The sequence below is a fragment of the Pseudomonas sp. FSL R10-2964 genome, assembly GCF_009600035.1.
In the GTDB taxonomy this organism is placed as follows: domain Bacteria; phylum Pseudomonadota; class Gammaproteobacteria; order Pseudomonadales; family Pseudomonadaceae; genus Aquipseudomonas; species Aquipseudomonas bubulae.
In genome coordinates this window covers 16,651-33,880 of the sequence record NZ_WIWH01000013.1, presented here as the reverse complement: position 1 = coordinate 33,880, position 17,230 = coordinate 16,651, and the positions used below count along the sequence as shown (strand labels likewise).

Annotated in this window: 17 protein-coding genes; 5 read left to right on the top strand and 12 right to left on the bottom strand. The window is 59.9% G+C overall.

Annotated features, from left to right (window positions below):
• Nucleotides 1–136: 136 nt before the first annotated feature.
• Nucleotides 137–1,723 carry an aldehyde dehydrogenase (NADP(+)) gene (locus tag GHN92_RS09300; RefSeq protein ID WP_153379935.1) on the top strand — a complete coding sequence of 529 codons (1,587 nt, stop codon included), beginning with the start codon at nucleotides 137–139 and terminating at the stop codon, nucleotides 1,721–1,723.
• On the opposite strand, the gene GHN92_RS09295 is transcribed toward GHN92_RS09300, so the two are convergent.
• The 3 genes from GHN92_RS09295 to GHN92_RS09285 form a co-directional block, all read right to left on the bottom strand.
• A complete protein-coding gene (locus tag GHN92_RS09295; protein ID WP_095002338.1) occupies nucleotides 1,717–2,166 on the bottom strand; it encodes a hypothetical protein in 450 nt (149 codons plus the stop codon). The genes GHN92_RS09300 and GHN92_RS09295 overlap by 7 nt on opposite strands.
• A gap of 203 nt (nucleotides 2,167–2,369) precedes the next feature.
• Nucleotides 2,370–3,629: an ATP-binding protein gene (locus tag GHN92_RS09290; protein WP_095031858.1), complete on the bottom strand. Its 1,260-nt coding sequence runs from the start codon at nucleotides 3,627–3,629 to the stop codon at nucleotides 2,370–2,372.
• Nucleotides 3,626–4,309 (bottom strand): response regulator transcription factor, encoded by a 684-nt coding sequence (locus tag GHN92_RS09285; RefSeq protein WP_133144673.1) that lies wholly within the window; start codon nucleotides 4,307–4,309, stop codon nucleotides 3,626–3,628. Before GHN92_RS09285 ends, GHN92_RS09290 begins: the two co-directional genes overlap by 4 nt.
• A gap of 183 nt (nucleotides 4,310–4,492) precedes the next feature.
• Between GHN92_RS09285 and bamA the strand changes: the two genes are divergently transcribed.
• The 3 genes from bamA (at nucleotide 4,493) to GHN92_RS09270 (ending at nucleotide 7,607) form a co-directional block, all read left to right on the top strand.
• Nucleotides 4,493–6,859, top strand: a complete 2,367-nt coding sequence (bamA, locus tag GHN92_RS09280; protein WP_153379933.1) for an outer membrane protein assembly factor BamA — start codon at nucleotides 4,493–4,495, stop codon at nucleotides 6,857–6,859.
• A 93-nt stretch (nucleotides 6,860–6,952) separates the two neighbouring features.
• The gene (locus GHN92_RS09275) at nucleotides 6,953–7,312 is read left to right on the top strand and encodes a type II toxin-antitoxin system RelE/ParE family toxin (protein WP_095002334.1); all 360 of its coding nucleotides are present in this window, start codon (nucleotides 6,953–6,955) and stop codon (nucleotides 7,310–7,312) included.
• A complete protein-coding gene (locus GHN92_RS09270; protein WP_165484571.1) occupies nucleotides 7,305–7,607 on the top strand; it encodes an XRE family transcriptional regulator in 303 nt (100 codons plus the stop codon). Before GHN92_RS09275 ends, GHN92_RS09270 begins: the two co-directional genes overlap by 8 nt.
• Nucleotides 7,608–7,611: 4 nt before the next feature.
• Here the strand turns inward: GHN92_RS09270 and GHN92_RS09265 are convergent, their stop codons facing one another.
• The 4 genes from GHN92_RS09265 to GHN92_RS09250 form a co-directional block, all read right to left on the bottom strand.
• Nucleotides 7,612–8,670 carry a linear amide C-N hydrolase gene (locus GHN92_RS09265; RefSeq protein WP_095039170.1) on the bottom strand — a complete coding sequence of 353 codons (1,059 nt, stop codon included), beginning with the start codon at nucleotides 8,668–8,670 and terminating at the stop codon, nucleotides 7,612–7,614.
• A gap of 22 nt (nucleotides 8,671–8,692) precedes the next feature.
• Nucleotides 8,693–9,454 (bottom strand): hypothetical protein, encoded by a 762-nt coding sequence (locus GHN92_RS09260; RefSeq protein ID WP_095002331.1) that lies wholly within the window; start codon nucleotides 9,452–9,454, stop codon nucleotides 8,693–8,695.
• Nucleotides 9,455–9,599: 145 nt separating this feature from the next.
• Entirely contained in the window at nucleotides 9,600–10,946 is a 1,347-nt protein-coding gene (locus tag GHN92_RS09255) for a glutamine synthetase family protein (RefSeq protein ID WP_153379930.1), read from the bottom strand.
• A gap of 22 nt (nucleotides 10,947–10,968) precedes the next feature.
• Nucleotides 10,969–11,526, bottom strand: a complete 558-nt coding sequence (locus GHN92_RS09250) for a helix-turn-helix domain-containing protein (protein ID WP_095002329.1) — start codon at nucleotides 11,524–11,526, stop codon at nucleotides 10,969–10,971.
• A gap of 159 nt (nucleotides 11,527–11,685) precedes the next feature.
• Here GHN92_RS09250 and GHN92_RS09245 point away from each other — a divergent pair, with 159 nt between their 5' ends.
• Nucleotides 11,686–12,273, top strand: a complete 588-nt coding sequence (locus tag GHN92_RS09245) for a LysE family translocator (protein ID WP_095026980.1) — start codon at nucleotides 11,686–11,688, stop codon at nucleotides 12,271–12,273.
• Here the strand turns inward: GHN92_RS09245 and GHN92_RS09240 are convergent.
• The 5 genes from GHN92_RS09240 to GHN92_RS09220 form a co-directional block, all read right to left on the bottom strand.
• Nucleotides 12,270–13,100 carry an AraC family transcriptional regulator gene (locus GHN92_RS09240; RefSeq protein ID WP_153379928.1) on the bottom strand — a complete coding sequence of 277 codons (831 nt, stop codon included), beginning with the start codon at nucleotides 13,098–13,100 and terminating at the stop codon, nucleotides 12,270–12,272. The two genes, GHN92_RS09245 and GHN92_RS09240, sit on opposite strands and share 4 nt — an antisense overlap.
• Nucleotides 13,101–13,309: 209 nt before the next feature.
• A complete protein-coding gene (locus tag GHN92_RS09235; RefSeq protein ID WP_133144371.1) occupies nucleotides 13,310–14,446 on the bottom strand; it encodes a cell division protein FtsQ in 1,137 nt (378 codons plus the stop codon).
• A gap of 11 nt (nucleotides 14,447–14,457) precedes the next feature.
• Nucleotides 14,458–15,873 (bottom strand): MBOAT family protein, encoded by a 1,416-nt coding sequence (locus GHN92_RS09230; protein WP_153379926.1) that lies wholly within the window; start codon nucleotides 15,871–15,873, stop codon nucleotides 14,458–14,460.
• Between the two features lie 18 nt (nucleotides 15,874–15,891).
• Nucleotides 15,892–16,554, bottom strand: a complete 663-nt coding sequence (locus GHN92_RS09225; RefSeq protein ID WP_133144369.1) for an alginate O-acetyltransferase AlgF — start codon at nucleotides 16,552–16,554, stop codon at nucleotides 15,892–15,894.
• On the bottom strand, nucleotides 16,551–17,219 hold the full coding sequence (locus GHN92_RS09220) for an SGNH/GDSL hydrolase family protein (protein WP_095025060.1): 669 nt from the start codon (nucleotides 17,217–17,219) through the stop codon (nucleotides 16,551–16,553). The genes GHN92_RS09225 and GHN92_RS09220 overlap by 4 nt, the downstream gene beginning before the upstream one ends.
• Nucleotides 17,220–17,230 lie beyond the last annotated feature (11 nt).

Genomic DNA, 17,230 nt, shown 5'->3' with positions numbered 1-17,230 from the left:
GCGCAGCGAGGCTGCTAGCGGCCCCTGCCTGTTCAAGGCCCTTCGGGCCTTGCCGCAGCCTCGCTGCGCTCGTCAGCGGCGACATGATTCGTCTCGCAACAGCGCGTCTCTGCCTTCCCACCTAAAGGAAATCCCTATGTTCCCCATCACCGGCCAGAACTTTATTGGCGGTCAGCGCAGCGGCGCCGGCACCGTTCACCTGTACAGCGTGGATGCCAGTACTGGCGAGGCATTGCCATACGCGTTTGTGCAGGCCACCGAAACCGAAGTGGATGCCGCTGTCAGCGCGGCCAATACCGCCTTCCCGGCCTTTCGCAGTTTGCCGGCCACACGCCGGGCCGAGTTTCTGGAAGCTATCGCCGAAGAAATAGACGCGCTGGGTGACGACTTTGTTGCCATCGTCTGTCGCGAAACCGCCCTGCCTGCCGCCCGGATCCAGGGCGAGCGGGGACGCACCAGCGGGCAGATGCGTCTGTTCGCCAACGTACTGCGGCGCGGCGATTTTTATGGCGCACGCATCGATCAGGCGCTACCGGACCGTCAGCCCCTGCCGCGCGCAGATCTGCGTCAATGCCGCATCGGCGTGGGCCCGGTGGCCGTGTTTGGCGCCAGCAACTTCCCGCTGGCGTTCTCCACCGCTGGCGGTGATACCGCTTCGGCACTGGCCGCAGGTTGCCCGGTGGTGTTCAAGGCACACAGCGGGCATATGGCAACTGCTGAGCAAGTTGCCCTGGCCATAGTGCGCGCTGCCGAGCGCACCGACATGCCCGCCGGTGTATTCAATATGATCTTCGGCGCGGGTGTGGGCGCAGCACTGGTCAAGCACTCGGCCATTCAGGCCGTCGGCTTTACCGGTTCGTTGTCCGGTGGCCGTGCCCTGTGCGATATGGCCGCCGCCAGACCCCAGCCAATCCCGGTGTTTGCCGAGATGTCGAGCATCAACCCGGTGCTGGTATTACCCCAGGCACTGCTCAAGCGTGGCGAGCAGATCGCACAGGAGCTGGGCAGTTCGGTGATGCTTGGCGCCGGGCAGTTCTGTACCAGTCCCGGTCTGGTACTGGGTATCCGCTCCCCTGAATTCAGCGCCTTTGTCGCCGCGCTTGGCCAGTTCTTCAGTGCTCAACCGGCGCAAACACTGCTCAACGCCGGGGGCCTGGCCAGTTACAGCAAAGGCATCCAGCGTCTGGCCCAGGTCGATGGCATCCGCCACCTTGCCGGTGCGCCGCAACAGGGCAACCAGGCCAGCCCGCAGTTGTTCCAGGCCAGTGCCAGCCTGTTGATCGGTGGTGCCGAGGTGTTGCAGGAGGAAGTCTTCGGGCCAACCACCCTGGTGGTCGAGGTCGCGGACAAGGCGCAGTTGCTGCAAGCGCTGCACAGCCTGCATGGGCAGCTGACAGCTACGCTGATTGCTGAACCTGGCGACCTTGAAGCCTTCGCCGAGGTGGTGCCCGTGCTGGAGCACAAGGCCGGGCGCCTGCTGCTCAATGGCTACCCTACCGGTGTCGAGGTGTGTGACGCGATGGTGCATGGCGGGCCTTACCCGGCGACGTCAGATGCCCGTGGCACCTCGGTCGGCACCCTGGCCATCGACCGTTTCCTGCGCCCGGTGTGCTACCAGAACTACCCTGACAGCCTGCTGCCGGATGCGCTGAAAAACGCCAACCCGCTGGGTATCGAGCGTCTGGTCAACGGCAGCCACAGCCGCAATCCGCTGGGTCACTGATCGGCGGCGTAAATCACGGTCTGGGCGCTATGCCCCGCTGCATGCCTGAGGGTGAAGTAGGTGTCGCCCTCTTCGGTCAGGATCTCGTAGCCCGCCTTGCTGGCTACGCGATTGTTGACGCTGACATGCTTGATGATCTTCAGCACCCGCTGGAACTTCACTGTCTGGGTGCCGTTCTGTGCGGGCCCGGTGAGCACATTGACGCTTTGAAACCAGCCCTGGTTCTTTTTGTTGGCGACCAGGGTACTGCTCAGCGCTTCAAAGCGTTCAAGGCGGGTAAAGCCCCATAGCGTCTGCTCTTCTACCGGTTTGCCCAACGCGCCGGCACCGGTAAACACAAACAGATTGATGGCCGGATTGTCCTCGCAAAAAAAGTCATAAGGCACCAGGCCATCGACCATTTTCTTGCCGGCAACGAACCCTTTTTTATGCACCAGAAACATGCCCAACTCCGCTCGATATTGAGCGGTAAAGTCTACGGGGGCATGGCGTACAGGGCCGTCAAGGCAATGTAATTTCGTGTAAAGATCCCCGGCGATCCCGTAGTATCTACAGGAACACTGCAACTGTGGGAGCGAGCCTGCTCGCGAAGGTCGTTCGCGAGCAGGCTCGCTCCCACAATAGGGCTTGACCTGCAACAGAGTATCTACAGCGGCAAGGTAATTGTCACACTCAAGCCGCCGCTCGCAAGGTTGCTCGCCTTGATGCTGCCGCCGTGCATTTCCACCGCCCTTGAAGCAATCGCCAGACCCAGGCCAAAACCGCTACCCGTCTCACTGACACCCCGCTCAAACGGGTCGAAAATCCGCTGCAACCGCGATTCTTCAACACCCGGACCCTGATCGCTGATCCGTACTGTCAGGCAGTGGCCCGCCGGGCTGGCTTCAGCCATTACCAGCACCGTGCTGTCGGCACGGGTATGGCGCACTGCATTGCGGATCACGTTCTCAAAGCAGCGATACAACAACTCGCCACTGACCCGGCTGACAAAGGACGGGCACCCTTCCAGGATCACCCGACAACCCTTGATGCCCGCTTCGAACTGCGCGTCTTCGACTATCAAGTGCAACAACTCGATGATGTCCACCGGCTCGCGTGCGATGCTCTCGGGCCGCCCCTGCACCCGGGCCAGGGTCAGCAGGGCTTCGATCAGGGTGTCCATGCGCTGCGATTCGCGCTCGATGCGTTCGACCATATCGGCGCGGGACGGGTTTTGATGCAACAACCCGATGGCGGCCTGCATGCGTGTCAGGGGCGAACGCAATTCATGGGAGATGTCATGCAACAAGTGTTGCTGGGCATCAACCAGCAGCTTGAGTTGGTTGGCCATACGGTCGCAGTCTTCGGCCAGGTCGACAATTTCATCACGCCGCGCGCCCATAAACGGCTTTACCCGGGTTTCGAATCGCCCTTGGGCCACATCGCTCATCGCCCGACGCAAATAGGCCAACGGCCAGGCCAGGTAAAACGCCATAAAGCTGCTGAACAGCGCGCTCATCACGGTGCCGATAAGCAATGGCATCAGCCCCGGTCCGCCCTCCCCACCACCGCCATTGCCGGGCACCCGCGTCGACCTGAGCGACAGCGTGAGGCCTTCCTTGCTGATCACCGTGCGCTCGAACGCCGGGCGCACAATCGGCAACCCGGCCAGCAGTTGCCCGCCACTGTCATACACCGCAATGGCCTCGTCATCGGGGTGGTGCCATACCTGCAGCAACTGCTTGCCAGCCTCGACACCGAACTGGCGCAGCAACTGTTCCTCGCTTTCAAGAATGGTATCCAGATGCGGATTGCCAGGGCCCTGGCGACTCAAGGTAATAATGCCGATACCGACAAAAAACGTCAGGCTGGTAGCCAGCCAGAAGGCCAGGAACAGTTTCCAGAACAGCCGGCTGGGTTTCATCATTCCGCGATCAACAGATAGCCGAGCCCACGCACGCTCTGAATCCACGCCTTGGCGTCAGGCCGCGGGCCGAGCTTCTGGCGGATGCTGCTGATATGGACGTCGATACGCCGGTCATAGCGGGTCAACGGGCAGCCCAGGGCATTGAGCGACAAGTCCTGCTTGCTCACCACTTGCCCGGCACTGCGGGCCAGCTCTTCGAGCAGGCTGAACTCGGTGCTGGTTACCCCCAGCTCCCGCCCCTGCCACAGCGCCTGGCGCTTGCCGGGCCACAACACCAGCGGGCCGGTCTTGATCACCTCGGTGGTGGCCTGCTCCGCCGGCTGCACCCGGCGCATGATGGCGCGCAAACGCGCCACCAGCTCCCCCGGCGAGCTGGGTTTGGGCACATAGTCATCGGCACCCAGCTCCAGGCCGGTGATGCGGTCGATGTTGTCGCCACGGGCAGTGAGCAACACCACCGGCACCTGACTGCGCGCGCGAATGCGCCGCAGCACTTCGATCCCCGACAGTCGCGGCAGCATCACATCCAGCACCACAATGCTGTATTGCCCGGACAGCGCCTGCACCTCGCCCTCCTCGCCGGTATGCACCGCAGTCGCTTCAAAGCCTTCGCGCTCCAGATACTCACTGAGCAAACCGGTCAGTTCCTGGTCATCGTCGACGAGCAATACACGGATCATGGCGAACTCTTGAAGGGGGGATCTGCCCATTATCGTCCTTGCGGCCCGCAGCGTCATTGCATGCAGCCAACCTTTACCTAACTTGACACTCGGTTAACCGCACCATACGCCCCGAACTTTTATGCTGGACCTCCACCAGCCTGCTTGTGCTGTTTGTCGATGTGTCCTGGATAAATGATCTACATGAATTTTGCGCGCCTGCTCTGCTCGGTTGCACTGCTGCTCAATGCCTCACTGGCCCACGCCCAGGGCTTCAAGATTGCCGATATCCGTATCAACGGCCTGCAGCGGGTGTCCGCCGGCAGCGTGTTCGGTGCCCTGCCCTTGAACGTTGGCGAACAGGTCGATGACCAGCAACTGGTGGAATCCACGCGCGCACTGTTCAAGACCGGATTCTTTCAAGATATTCAGCTGGGCCGCGACGGCGACGTCCTGGTGATCACCGTAGTCGAGCGGCCGTCCATTGCCAATATCGACATCGAGGGCAACAAGGCGATCTCCACCGATGACCTGATGAAAGGCCTCAAGCAATCGGGGCTGGCCGAAGGCGAAGTGTTCCAGCGCGCCACGCTCGAAGGTGTACGCAATGAGCTGCTGCGTCAGTACGTAGCCCAGGGGCGTTACTCGGCCGCGGTGGACGCCGAGGTGGTGGCCCAGCCGCGCAACCGCGTCGGCCTCAAGATCAGGATCGACGAAGGCGAAGTGGCCGCGATCAAGCACATCAATGTGGTGGGCAATACCGTCTTCGACCAGGCCGAGCTGGACGATCAGTTCACCCTCAAGACCAGCAACTGGCTGTCGTTCTTCAAGAATGATGACAAGTATGCCCGGGAAAAGCTGTCCGGTGATCTGGAGCGTTTGCGCTCGTACTACATGGACCGCGGCTATATCAATATGGAAATCGTGTCGACCCAGGTGTCGATCAGCCCGGACAAAAAGCAGGTCTTCATTACCGTCAATATCAGCGAAGGCGCCAAATACACCGTGCGCGACATTACGTTGCGCGGTGACCTTAAAGTACCCGAAGATCAGATCCACGCCTTGCTGCTGGTACAAAAGGGCCAGGTATTTTCGCGCAAGCTGATGACCTCCACCTCGGACCTGATCACCCGCCGCCTGGGCAACGAAGGCTATACCTTTGCCAACGTCAACGCGGTGCCGGTCCCGAGCAAGGACGGCAACACGGTAGATATCGAATTCGTGGTCGACCCGGGCAAGCGCGCCTATGCCAACCGCATCAACTTTCGCGGCAATACCAAGACCGAAGACCAGGTCTTGCGCCGAGAGATGCGCCAGATGGAAGGCGGCTGGGCTTCGACCTACCTGATCGACCAGTCCAAAACGCGGCTTGAGCGCCTGGGTTACTTCAAGGAAGTCAACGTCGAGACCCCGGCGGTGGCGGGAGTCGACGATCAGGTTGACGTCAATTACAGCGTTGAAGAGCAGTCTTCCGGCTCGATCACTGCCAGCGTCGGCTTTGCCCAGAGTGCCGGCCTGATTCTTGGTGGTTCGATCACCCAGAACAACTTTCTGGGCACGGGCAACTCCGCCAGCCTGGGCCTGACCCGCTCCGAGTACCAGAGCAAATACAACATCGGTTTTACCGATCCGTACTTCACCAAGGATGGCGTCAGCCTTGGCTACAACGCGTTCTTCAACAAGACCGACTACAACGATTACTACGACGATGGCGTGTCGTACTACTCGATCAACAGTTATGGCGCCGGTGCCACCCTGGGCTACCCGATCAATGAAACCTCACGGATCAGTTTCGGCCTCACCGCGCAGCATGACAGCATCGAGCCCGGCACCTACAGTGCCGACGAGATCTATGATTTTATCGACCGCGAAGGCAAGGAATTTACCAATTTCAAGGCCAACCTGGGCTGGTCGGAATCGACCCTGAACAAGGGCATCCTGGCTACCAGCGGATATGCGCAAAACCTTAACCTGATGGTCACGGTGCCCGGCAGCGACCTGAGCTTCTACAAGATCGACTACACCGGCCAGACCTTCCTGCCCGTCAGTGCATCCACCTCACTGCGCTTTCACACCAAGCTGGGCTACGGCAACGGCTATGGCTCCACCGATGGCCTGCCATTCTATGAAAACTACACTGCGGGCGGTGAAGGCACGGTGCGCGGTTTTGAAAGCGGCACCCTGGGCCCGCGCAACACCCCGGCCACCGGCACCTATAGCAGCGCCGGGCAGGCGTACTACTCCGACCGCGACACCGAGGCGCTAGGCGGCAATATCATGATCACCGGCGGGGTCGAGTACCTGTTCCCGATGCCCTTTATCAAGGACAACAAATCCCTGCGCACCTCGCTGTTCTGGGATGTGGGCAGCGTGTACTCGGACAAATGCTACCTGAGCACCACCACCGGCTGTGACGGCGTGGACCTCAGCCAGATGGCCAGTTCCGTAGGGGTGGGCGTGACCTGGTACAGCCCGATGGGCCCGCTGAGCGTCAACCTCGCGCTGCCCATCCGCAAACCGGATGATGCAGAAACACAGGTGTTCCAGTTCTCCATGGGGCAGACGTTTTAAAAGCACGACAGGTGATCGCACGGGCTTGAGCCACTGATCATCTGGCGATCAGGCGCGCTTGATAGATGTACCATTTTAGGTACACTCAAGTTCATGACTGGAATCCCTCCCATCCTGACGGTTGCATTTTTTCGCACCGAAGCCGGTAACGAACCCGTTCGCGAATGGTTAATCGGCCTTGGGCGCGAGCAAAGACGACTGATAGGCACCGATATTAAGACCGTGCAACTTGGCTGGCCGATTGGCATGCCGGTTGTTCGCAAACTGGAGCCAAAACTGTGGGAAGTTCGCTCTGATCTGGATGGCGTCATTGCCCGTATAATCTTTACGGTAATCGGCTCACAGATGATCCTGCTTCACGGATTTATCAAGAAAAGTCAGAAAGCCCCGGCGGTGGATCTGCAAACCGCCAGGCAGCGCCATGCAAAACTACGAGGTACAGCGCATGAATAACCATATCGGCTCCGACTTTGACGACTTTCTCTCGGAACAAGGCCTTGCAGAAGAGGTTTCGGCCGCCGCACTCAAACGCGTTATTGCCTGGCAGATAACCCAGGCCATGAAAGAGCAGCACGTCAGCAAAAAAAACCTGGCCGACCGCATGCATACCAGCCGCACGGCGGTGGATCGGGCGCTCGACCAGAATGACCCAGGCATGACCCTGGCCACCCTGGCCAGCGCCGCACGGGCATTAGGCCAACGCGTAGAAATTCGTCTGGTTCCGGAGCACACAGCCGAACAGGGTTAACCCCTTACGCCCCTTCAAACTTGAAGGCCGGAGTGGCCTTGAAGCGGCTTGAAACCTCCCCGGAGTAAATGGTGCTTTGGTCCGGGCCCAGATCCAGTTTTTTGACCGCGCCTGTAGCCCTGGTGAAATCGATCTTGTTCAAGTCCACCCAGAAGGTGTTTGGTGTAATGGCCGACTCGAAAAAGTACAGCCCCTGCTTGTGGTCGATTACCGAGCGCCAGCGCGTCGAGGAAATATTCGGCTCGCCGGGAGTGGTGATGCCATACGGCACTGAAACGTTGCGGATCACGCTGAATACACTGGCCAGCGACAAGCGCGAGTCCTGGTTTTTCGGCACCGCATTGACGTAAAACGAGGCCCGGGCAAAACGGTCCGCCGAGCGATTGGTACCCGGTAGCATTACCGTCCCGCCGATGGATTGCCAGTAGGCGTTCATGGCCAGTTGGGCATCGAACGCCGGGGAGTTGGTCATGACCTGATAGCTGCGATCATGGTGGATCACCTGCTTGCCATCGATAAACTCAATGATGGCGCTGTCACCCGATGCATCGGACATTGAAAGATGCAAGGTCGCCAGGCGACTTTCACCCGGCACATTGGCGGTAACCACGGTAAAGGGTTCAGTCTTGAGCACCGCCACCGCTTCGGCAACGCTGCTGAAATTGTCCAGTACATACTGGGCCCAGGCGGCAATGCTCAGCCCCGGTTTACCCTGATTGACCGGCGGGTACTCGGACTCGACCAGCCACAGCAGGTTAGCCGACAGCCCCGCTTCGTTGACGCCGTCGGTGGTGGAAATGTCATAGCCGCTGGCAATCACGCTGCCGTACTTTGATGTCCACTTCAGCGACCCCGGCCCTACTTCACCTGTGCGCTGCATGCCCTGGGGGAAGATCCACAGGTTGGTGGCCACGTCGGTTTTCCAGTCCATCGAACGCGCCGTAATCACCCTGTCGTTGTCCCCCAGATACACCAGGCGGGTACAGGCAGTAGCCACCGGCAGCGCCAGCATAAAGCCCGCCATGGCCAGCGTCAGGTTGCGGGTGTGTTTGAGCAGTTGCATTCCCTTGTCTCCTCGGTACTTGTCAGAAGCGCATGGACAGGCCCAGTACCGGGCCGCGCTGGGTCACGTCGTACTTGAACTTGTTGCCGGTAAAGTCGGTGGTGCGGTAATTTTGCGCCAGAACCCGATAGCCGACGCGGATGATCGTGGGGTGATCGGCCAGGTACATGCGATAACCCAGGTAGCCCTGGGCGTTCCAGGTTTTCTTTGAGGAGGTATCCAGCCCGCCGGTGTCGGTTTCACCGGACAGGGTCCAGCGGTCGGTCAGGTCAGCCTGCATGCGCAGCCCTACGAACGGGTCGGTCCACTCGGTTTTTTTCTTGGTGCTGAACCCCAGCGAGTCAATGTCCAGCTTGGTTGACAGCTTGGTCCAGCGCACACCGATCGTAGGTTCGACACGCCAGGTGCGCGGCTCGCCAAAAATCGTTTGACCACCCAACTCATACTCATAGGCCCGGTAATAGGTGCCGACAGCCAGGGTGCTCTGGGTGATCGCCAGGCCCACCTTGCGCCCGTACACCCGTTCGGACTGATCGGTTTTAGCGTGGACGCCGTCGATATAAAAACCCAGTGTGCGATTGGTCAATTCCAGATTGCCCATAAATACCGTGCTCAGGTTTTCCCAGACATCCGCAAACGGAACATCAACCTTGGTATTGACCCCGCCAAGCGCCGCCTGCCCGCTCATGGAGGGCGCCCAGACAAAGGGGCTGGCCAGCAATAACCATTGTGAGTCCGCAGGCTGATCAGCATGTGCCACCTGCACGAACAGCAACAGCGGCAAAGCCGTTGCAGCTCTATTGAACCTTGTATTTTTCATCGCCCTGACTGACCAGCATCTGATTTGATCATTAGGTATAGCAGCTCTCACCTGAAAACCTGCTGTCAGGAGTAGGCATTGTTGCGATCAAAAACTCTTGTATGGGTTTTTACATAAACCAGCGATATTCCCGGGCACTAATTTCCTGCATAAAGGCCAGATGATCCTGGCGCTTGTTCTCGCAGTACACATCGACAAATTCGCCGCCCAGCCCTTCACGCAGCTGCGGCTGGTGCTGCATGGCGCGCACGGCCTCAAGCATGTCCAGCGGGAAGGCGATGCCGCTGCTGCGGTCTTCGTTCAGGGGCAGGATCGGCTCCTTGCCCGCTTCCAGCCCGTGTTCGAGCCCCACCAGAATCGCCGCCAATACCAGATACGGATTGGCATCAGCGCCCGCAAGGCGATACTCGACCCGCAGGTTTTTACTGTCCGATTCCGGGATACGCAAGCACGCATCGCGATCCTCATACCCCCAACTGGCCTGGGTGGCGATATTGGTCGTACCGCCCAGGCGGCGAAAAGCATTGTGGTTAGGTGCAAATATCGGCATGCACGCCGGCAGTAATTCCAGGCAACCGCCGATAGCGTGGCGCAAGGGCTGCTGCTGGTTGGCCGCCAGCAAGTTGTTGCCGCCCGCGTCGTACAGACTGACATGCACATGCATGCCGCTGCCCGGGTGCTCCAGGTAGGGTTTGGCCATAAAGCTGGCGCGATAGCCATGCTTGAGCGCCACCCCGCGGGTGCTGCGACAGAACAGCGCCGCCCAGTCCGCGGCACGCAAACCGTCATCGAGGTGAGCGAAATTGATTTCGAACTGCCCCGGACCCAGCTCGGCCGTAATCACGGTGGCATCAATCCCTTGGGCCTGGGCCGCTTCGACCATGTCATCCAGCACCGGGGCAAAGCGCGACAACCGCTCGATATGCATAGTGGGCTGATCGTCGGCATCATCGCTCAAGTGATCACGGGGGAACTGCGGCAAGCCATCGCGCAGCTTCTTGTCGAACAGGTAGAACTCCAGCTCGAACGCCACCACCGGGCGAATGCCTTTGCGCGCCAGCCGGGCCAGCACCCGGGCCAGGACTTCGCGGGGCTCGAAGACGATCGGCTGTTCAGTGCCGTCAGAAGTGATCAGCATCTGGCCCAGGGGCTTGTCTTCCCAGGTCACCGGCTTGAGCGTGCCCGGTACCAGACGCCGCACGGCATCCGGGTCGCCGTCGTTGAAACAATAGTCGCCTATCTTGAACAATCCGCCCTGCACCCCTAGCAACACACAGTTCTGCGGCAGTTTCAGGACGCTGCCGGCCGCGACTTTTTCCAGCATGTCGATGGGGTAACGCTTGCCGTAGAAATGCCCGGGGATATCCAGGGAGATCAGGTCGACATAACGCACCTCGGGGTTGCGCTGACGAAACGCACGCACTTCGGCCAGCAGATCAGAGCAGGCAGCATCCATCTTCAAGGTTCCTTTGTTGTTATCAGGTGTAAACCCACAGCACGCGGGCAAGCTGCTGTGTCAGGTTGGCGTAGCGACAGCGCGTATGGCTGTCGAACTGGAAACTGTCACCGGCATTGAGGGTGGCAGGCTCAGCGTCGTCGCCCAGCCACAGGGTCAATTGCCCTTCAATGACATAGCCGCCCTGCTCCGAGCTGTCGGTCATAAGCCGTTCGCCGCTGCTGGCGCCCGCTTCCAGCAGGCTTTCGAGCATGGAGAACGACGCACGGATTTGTGGCGAGACCAGGATATCGGTGATGCCGTTGCCCAGGTACAGCGTGCGTCGCTCGTCCGGGCGGGTCACCCAGGGCAACTGCTTGGGCTTGGGCAAACTGTAGAAATAGGTGGTGGGCACACCCAGGGTTTCACTGATGGCCGTCAGGTCGGCCACCGTGGGCTGGGACAGGCCGCGCTCGACCTGGGACAAAAAACCCACGGAGCGGCCAATTTTATCGGCCAGTTCCTTGAGCGTGTACTTCTTGTGCTTGCGCAGGTCGTGGATAAGGATGGCCAGGGCGGCCATCTCTTCTTGCTTGTTCATCCCGGGCCGCCATGAAATTTAAATCATTTATTTTCATGAAAAAATACAGATTAAATTTCATAAACGCAAGGTACCTCCGTACAGGGGAGTTTTGTTCAATACGCTTGGGTCCGCGCCCCATAACCTCAGGGCTCAACCTTGGAGCGGAGAACAATAACGATGAGCGTGCTGATTTCAATGGCGGCGTTCGCCCTGGCAGCCTCCATCTCACCGGGGCCGGTGAATGTGGTGGCCCTGAGTTCGGGTATGCAGTTCGGCCTGGGGCCCAGTCTGCGCCATGTGCTGGGGGCCACCGTCGGTTTTGTGGTGTTGCTGCTGTTTACCGGTTTTGGCCTGCATGAAGTGCTCAAGCAGTGGCCGATCCTCACCGACCTGATCCGCTGGGCCGGCATGGCATTTTTGTTGTACCTGGCCTGGAAACTGGCGATGGATAACGGCCGCATCGAGTTTGGCGGGGACGCCCGGCAGCCATCGTTTTTTACCGGCGCCGCCATGCAATGGCTCAACCCCAAAGCCTGGCTGGCGGCGGTTGCAGGTATGGGCGCGTTTGTTTCGGGGGGCGAAGCCACGCTGATCTGGGCATTTGCACTGATCTACTTTGTAGTCTGCTACCTGTCAGTGGCTTGCTGGGCCTACACCGGCGCCTTTCTGAGCCGTTACCTGCACAGCACCCGGCGCATCCGCCTGTTCAATCGCGGCATGGCGGCCATGCTGGTGGGCTGCGCGGTGTCCTTGCTGTGGTTTTAGCCCTTGTACTGTCCGGGCGTGGCCGCGAGGTGTTTTTTGAACACCCGCTGGAAATGCGCCTGATCGGCAAAACCGGTTTGCTGGGCGATATCGGCGATCAACGCCCCTTCGCGCAGTTGCGCCTGGGCATGTTGAATGCGCCGATTGATCAGATAGGCGTGGGGCGTCATATGGTAACGCTGCTCGAAGGCACGGATCAGGTAAGCCTCCGACAGGCTGGCGGCGGCACAGATATCCTGCAGGCGAATGGTGTGCAGGAAACGCTCGTCGATAAATTTGGCGGCGCGCTCCACCCGTGCATTGGCGCTCTTGCGAAGCACCAGCGGGCCGCCCAGTTCCTGTTGCATCGCTGAAAAGAACTTGACCGCCGACTCGTGCTTGGCCAGCCCCTCGAGGTGCGGGTCGACCAGCTGCGCATACAGGGCGGTCAGGCCATTGAACAACCCCGGCGAGCGGGTGTGGGTGGCCGCCAGGGGCTGGTACACCCCGCTGGCCTGATCGTCAAAGGCCTGTTGAATGCCTGCCAGCCACTGCGCATCGACATACAGCATCACATAGGACCATGGCTGGTCGTCCAGCGGATTACAGGCGTGGACATCTCCCGGGTTCATCAACACCACCGTGCCGGCGCTGATACCGTGACTGGTTTTCTCATGCAGGTAAGTGCAGCAGCCGGAGGTGATGGCGCCGATGGAGAAAATCTCGTGGGAGTGTCGGGCATAGCAGACCTTACGGCCATCGTCGATGGAGCGCGCTTCGATAATGGGCAACTGCGCGTCCCGCCAGAACCGGGGTGTAGCGCAGTGTGTTGACGGGCTTGCGGGCATGGTAGCGTGACCGTGATGGGCAGGTGTCTGATCACCAGACTAGCACCTTGGCTGACCGTCCGTAGCAACTGCCGCAGGAACGAGGCTGCGTTCGGTTGCGAAGCGACCGTTAACCCTGCGAGTCGGGTTTACCTGGCACACCGCAGTGCCTGATTTTGCGGCGACTGCGTCGCCGGACGCAGCCTCGTTCCTGCGGCAGCTGCTACGGGTTACAGTTTTATTGGCTCGCTGTAAGGCGTCTGCAAATCACGCTCGGGGATTTCCCAGATCACCAGTTTTGGCGGTGTCTGTTTGAAGGCAGGATTGCTGAAGTAGCCATTGGCACCACCGGAGAACTCGCCACCGTCCTTGGCAAAATCGCCAATCGGCGCACCCAGGGCCTGCTGCAAAAAACCGGCAAAGTTGGAGTTGCGCGAGAACGATGTGCCGATCAAGGCAACGTTGGGCAGGTTGTCATCGCCAAACAGATCATCCAGGTTGTCAGCATCGCTTTGGGATAAATCGGCTTTCTCACTGAACCGGCTGGCCGCCACCGATTCTACTGCGGGTTGCAACCCCACTGGCAACCATTCAAGACCGGCCAGCCGCACCAGATCTCCCGGGCGACGCGCCGGGTCTTGCCTGGCAATTTCATAAAGCTTGTGCGGCGTGGCGCTGATCCCCATTGCCTGTACCTGCACGGCAATGGCCCTGGCTGCCGCCGAGGCCCCGGCTTCACTCCAGTGGGTATCAGTGCGCAGATAGGCATCGCTGCCCACAGACTGAAGAACTGGCGCGAGATCAACAGCGCTCACCCCTGCCTTGTTCAATCCCTCAACCCAGGCTTCGGCGCGATGTTGCAACTGCACCGGGCGGCGTAAATCACAGAGTTGCGCACTGGCAATCCGGCTCTTGTCCGGCACCACGGCCACCAGCAAGCGGATACCACGCCCGGCTAACTGCTGCTGGATTTGACGCACCGCTGCTGCCTTGGTTTGAGCATTAACCTGAGCATGACGATTGATGCGCATTTCATCGGTCAAGAACAGCCAGCCCGTACAGCCCGGACGCACCCGCGCGCCGGTGTCGTGGAACAGCAACCAGCTGGCGCCACGCTCCAGATCGGCCGCCTTTTGTGCAACGCCGGACTCGGACAACTGCTTGGCAATTCTGTGGGTCACCTCGCCATGCAGCACCGCATCACGGCTCAGGTCGGGGGCAAGCATCTGTATTTTGCCGCTGGCAAACAACCACAGGGACGAGGCAAAGCTCGCCGCCAGAAACAGCACAAACACCGCACCGCCAAATCTGCTCACACGGGCAGTGAATTCAGTGGCTACAGCCGGTTTGGGCGATGACGAGGACATGGGCGCGACCATCAGAACTGGAAGTACAGAAAGGGCACCGCTTCACGGCTCGCTATCAAGGCGAACGACAGCAGAAAACCCGCGACTGGCCACAGCGCCGCCATCGGCGCAAACCAGAATTGCGCACCAAAACGCTCTTCATACCGGCGCTTGAACAACGGCGCGATGATGCACGCCACCCCCAGCAATGCCGCCAGGCCGTGAGCCGAGCGCAGGGTCACGGCCAGCGCGTCGCCCAGGGCAAACTCGTGCAAACCCAACTGACCGGCGTACATATTCAGGGCCGAAGCAAAATCCTGAGCGCGGAACAAGGTCCAGGCCATAAACACAAACAGCAGCGTCAATGTATGTGACAACCATGACGGAATGCGCGGCAGGCTGGAACGCGACCACAACCGGTCCACACACAGCGCAATACCGTGGGCCGCGCCCCATAGCAGGTAGTTCCAGCTGTCACCGCCATGCCACAGCCCCGCAATGGCCATGGTCAGGAACAGGTTGCGATAGGTTTTCCAGGCACCGTTGCGGTTGCCGCCCAGGGCGATATAAAGATAGTCCCGCAGCCAGCTGGACAACGACATGTGCCAGCGCCGCCAGAAGTCCTGAATGCTGCTGGCCAGATACGGCTGGTAGAAGTTTTCCGGGAAATGAAAACCCAGCATCAGGCCCAGGCCAATGGCCATGGCGCTATAGCCTGCAAAGTCGAAAAACAGTTGCAGCGAGTAGGCCAGGCAGCCGATCCAGGCGTCGACAAAAGAAGGGTTGTCGAGGTGAAACGCAACATCCACCAGCGGCGACAGGGTGTCGGCAACCAGCACTTTCATGCACATGCCGATCATGAAACGGCGCGCACCCAGGGAGAAATTCTGCCAGTCGAAATAACGTTGGGTAAGTTCGCGACGCACCCAGTCATAACGAATGATCGGCCCCGCAATCGAGTGGCCGAACATCGAGATATAGGTGGCGTAATTGATAAAGCTGCGCTCCACCGGCACGGTGTGGCGATGTACATCCACCAGATAGGAAATCACCTGCAGCACGATAAACGACAGCCCGGCGGGCAGCGCCACCCGCTGCCATTCCAGCGGCATCGCCCCCGGATACGTGATCCAGTCAATCCAGGTCGCGGCCAGGATATTGGCGTACTTGTACCAGCACAGCACCGCCGTGTTGAACACGATCAGCGCGATCAACAGCCGCACCCTGCCCCGGGAGTCCTCTCGGCTGCGATCGATGAGCAACCCGCCAAGCCATGCCACGACCGTCAATGCCACATGCAACGCGAGGAACATCGGGTTCAACCAGCCATAAAACAGCCAGCTGCCGATCAACAGAATCACGTTGCGCCACTGCGGCTTGCCCAGGGCGTAGACCAGCATAAAGGCCGGTAAAAACAGCGTCAGGAACTCGAGTGAGGCGAAGACCATGGTGGCAGCAGAATCCGATCAGTGGGACAGCGTGTCCGTGGTACTCAACAAACGCGGCCCGCTGGCAGATGGCAGCAGCAGCACGCTGTAGCGTTCGCCAGCCTTGAGTGCGCCCAGGTCCAACGGCGCACCGGTGTTGGCGTTGGCACATACCAGTTGCACTGACAGGTTTACCGGGTTGATTGAACGTCGCTGCAGACTGGCGAACGGTACCGCCTTGAACAGATCGCCCGTGCGCCCGGCAGGACGCAGACTGGCATCGCTGCAGGACTTGTCGACATTGACAAACGCCAGCGAAGCCTTGAGGCCGTTGAAGTCATCCGGTGTATCGCGCACGGCGACTTGTTCGATCCCGTCGCCTTGCGGCACCACCACAATGGTCGCGAACTCACCGGGCTCGACCTTGAGGTCCAGGGCCAACTGGTGCGCACCACTGGCCAGCGAGCCCCTGACGGCCTTGCCCGAATCCACCGGGAACAACAATGAAGCAGGCGCTGCCGTTTCAAGGCGCAACGGTGGTTGCCCGGGCTGGCCCATTACGTCCAGAGGGGCAGCGGTGGCGTTGACGAAGCGGATAAAGGCAGCGTCCTGATCGGGGCCAGTGGGGTACAGCGCAACGTCGGCAGCCAGCGCATGCGCGCTGCAAAACAACACTGCCGCGCTCAATACAGCTCGGATCACTTGTTTGCACCCTTGGCACTGACCGCTTCAGGGGGCAGCTTGCCCAATGCATCACCGATGGCGTTGGCCCAGGATTTGTAACCCGCTACAGTAAAATGCTGGCCGTCAGTGGTCACCCACTGCCCCGGCTTGGAAAACTCCAGCGAATCGATGTAAGTACAAGGTGCAACATTGGTCGCCAGGAACGCAGATATCAGCTTGGTGCGGGCATCGTTCTTCTTGTACATGCCACCTTCCTTGCCCCACGCCGGGCCTACCCAGGCGCACTTGGCGCCATTGGCGGTAATTTCCTTGGCCAGGGCAGACACGTTTTGCCACGCCCACGCCTTGGGAAACACCGGCTTGTCGTAAGAGGCCATAGTGTCTGCAATCACCAGCACCACCAGATCCGGTTTATCCGCTGCAAGCAACTCCTTGATCGGCGTAGTGGTCGCGTCACGCCCCCTGATCACAATTTTACCGTTACCCTTTTCTTCGGCTCCACAATCGACTTTTTTGGTAATCAACCAATCGCCGGCACCGGCACCGCACGCGCCAATCGAGTGCACATTTGCGCCCTGCTGGGTCAGGTTGGCGTGCAGCGGCTCCATCAAACAGTTAGGCAGGCTCATGTGGCTTTCCCCTAGAACAAGAAGGGTCATACCGGCAAGAACGGAAGAAGGCATTTAAAGTCTCC

Coding starts and splice junctions, on each gene's coding strand:
- GHN92_RS09275 (WP_095002334.1), top strand. CDS start 6,953: ATGACTGGAATCCCTCCCATCCTGACGGTTGCATTTTTTCGCACCGAA.
- GHN92_RS09220 (WP_095025060.1), bottom strand. CDS start 17,219: ATGCCTTCTTCCGTTCTTGCCGGTATGACCCTTCTTGTTCTAGGGGAA.
- GHN92_RS09295 (WP_095002338.1), bottom strand. CDS start 2,166: ATGTTTCTGGTGCATAAAAAAGGGTTCGTTGCCGGCAAGAAAATGGTC.
- GHN92_RS09300 (WP_153379935.1), top strand. CDS start 137: ATGTTCCCCATCACCGGCCAGAACTTTATTGGCGGTCAGCGCAGCGGC.
- GHN92_RS09230 (WP_153379926.1), bottom strand. CDS start 15,873: ATGGTCTTCGCCTCACTCGAGTTCCTGACGCTGTTTTTACCGGCCTTT.
- bamA (WP_153379933.1), top strand. CDS start 4,493: ATGAATTTTGCGCGCCTGCTCTGCTCGGTTGCACTGCTGCTCAATGCC.
- GHN92_RS09290 (WP_095031858.1), bottom strand. CDS start 3,629: ATGATGAAACCCAGCCGGCTGTTCTGGAAACTGTTCCTGGCCTTCTGG.
- GHN92_RS09235 (WP_133144371.1), bottom strand. CDS start 14,446: ATGTCCTCGTCATCGCCCAAACCGGCTGTAGCCACTGAATTCACTGCC.
- GHN92_RS09265 (WP_095039170.1), bottom strand. CDS start 8,670: ATGCAACTGCTCAAACACACCCGCAACCTGACGCTGGCCATGGCGGGC.
- GHN92_RS09245 (WP_095026980.1), top strand. CDS start 11,686: ATGAGCGTGCTGATTTCAATGGCGGCGTTCGCCCTGGCAGCCTCCATC.
- GHN92_RS09250 (WP_095002329.1), bottom strand. CDS start 11,526: ATGAACAAGCAAGAAGAGATGGCCGCCCTGGCCATCCTTATCCACGAC.
- GHN92_RS09255 (WP_153379930.1), bottom strand. CDS start 10,946: ATGGATGCTGCCTGCTCTGATCTGCTGGCCGAAGTGCGTGCGTTTCGT.
- GHN92_RS09270 (WP_165484571.1), top strand. CDS start 7,305: ATGAATAACCATATCGGCTCCGACTTTGACGACTTTCTCTCGGAACAA.
- GHN92_RS09240 (WP_153379928.1), bottom strand. CDS start 13,100: ATGCCCGCAAGCCCGTCAACACACTGCGCTACACCCCGGTTCTGGCGG.
- GHN92_RS09285 (WP_133144673.1), bottom strand. CDS start 4,309: ATGATCCGTGTATTGCTCGTCGACGATGACCAGGAACTGACCGGTTTG.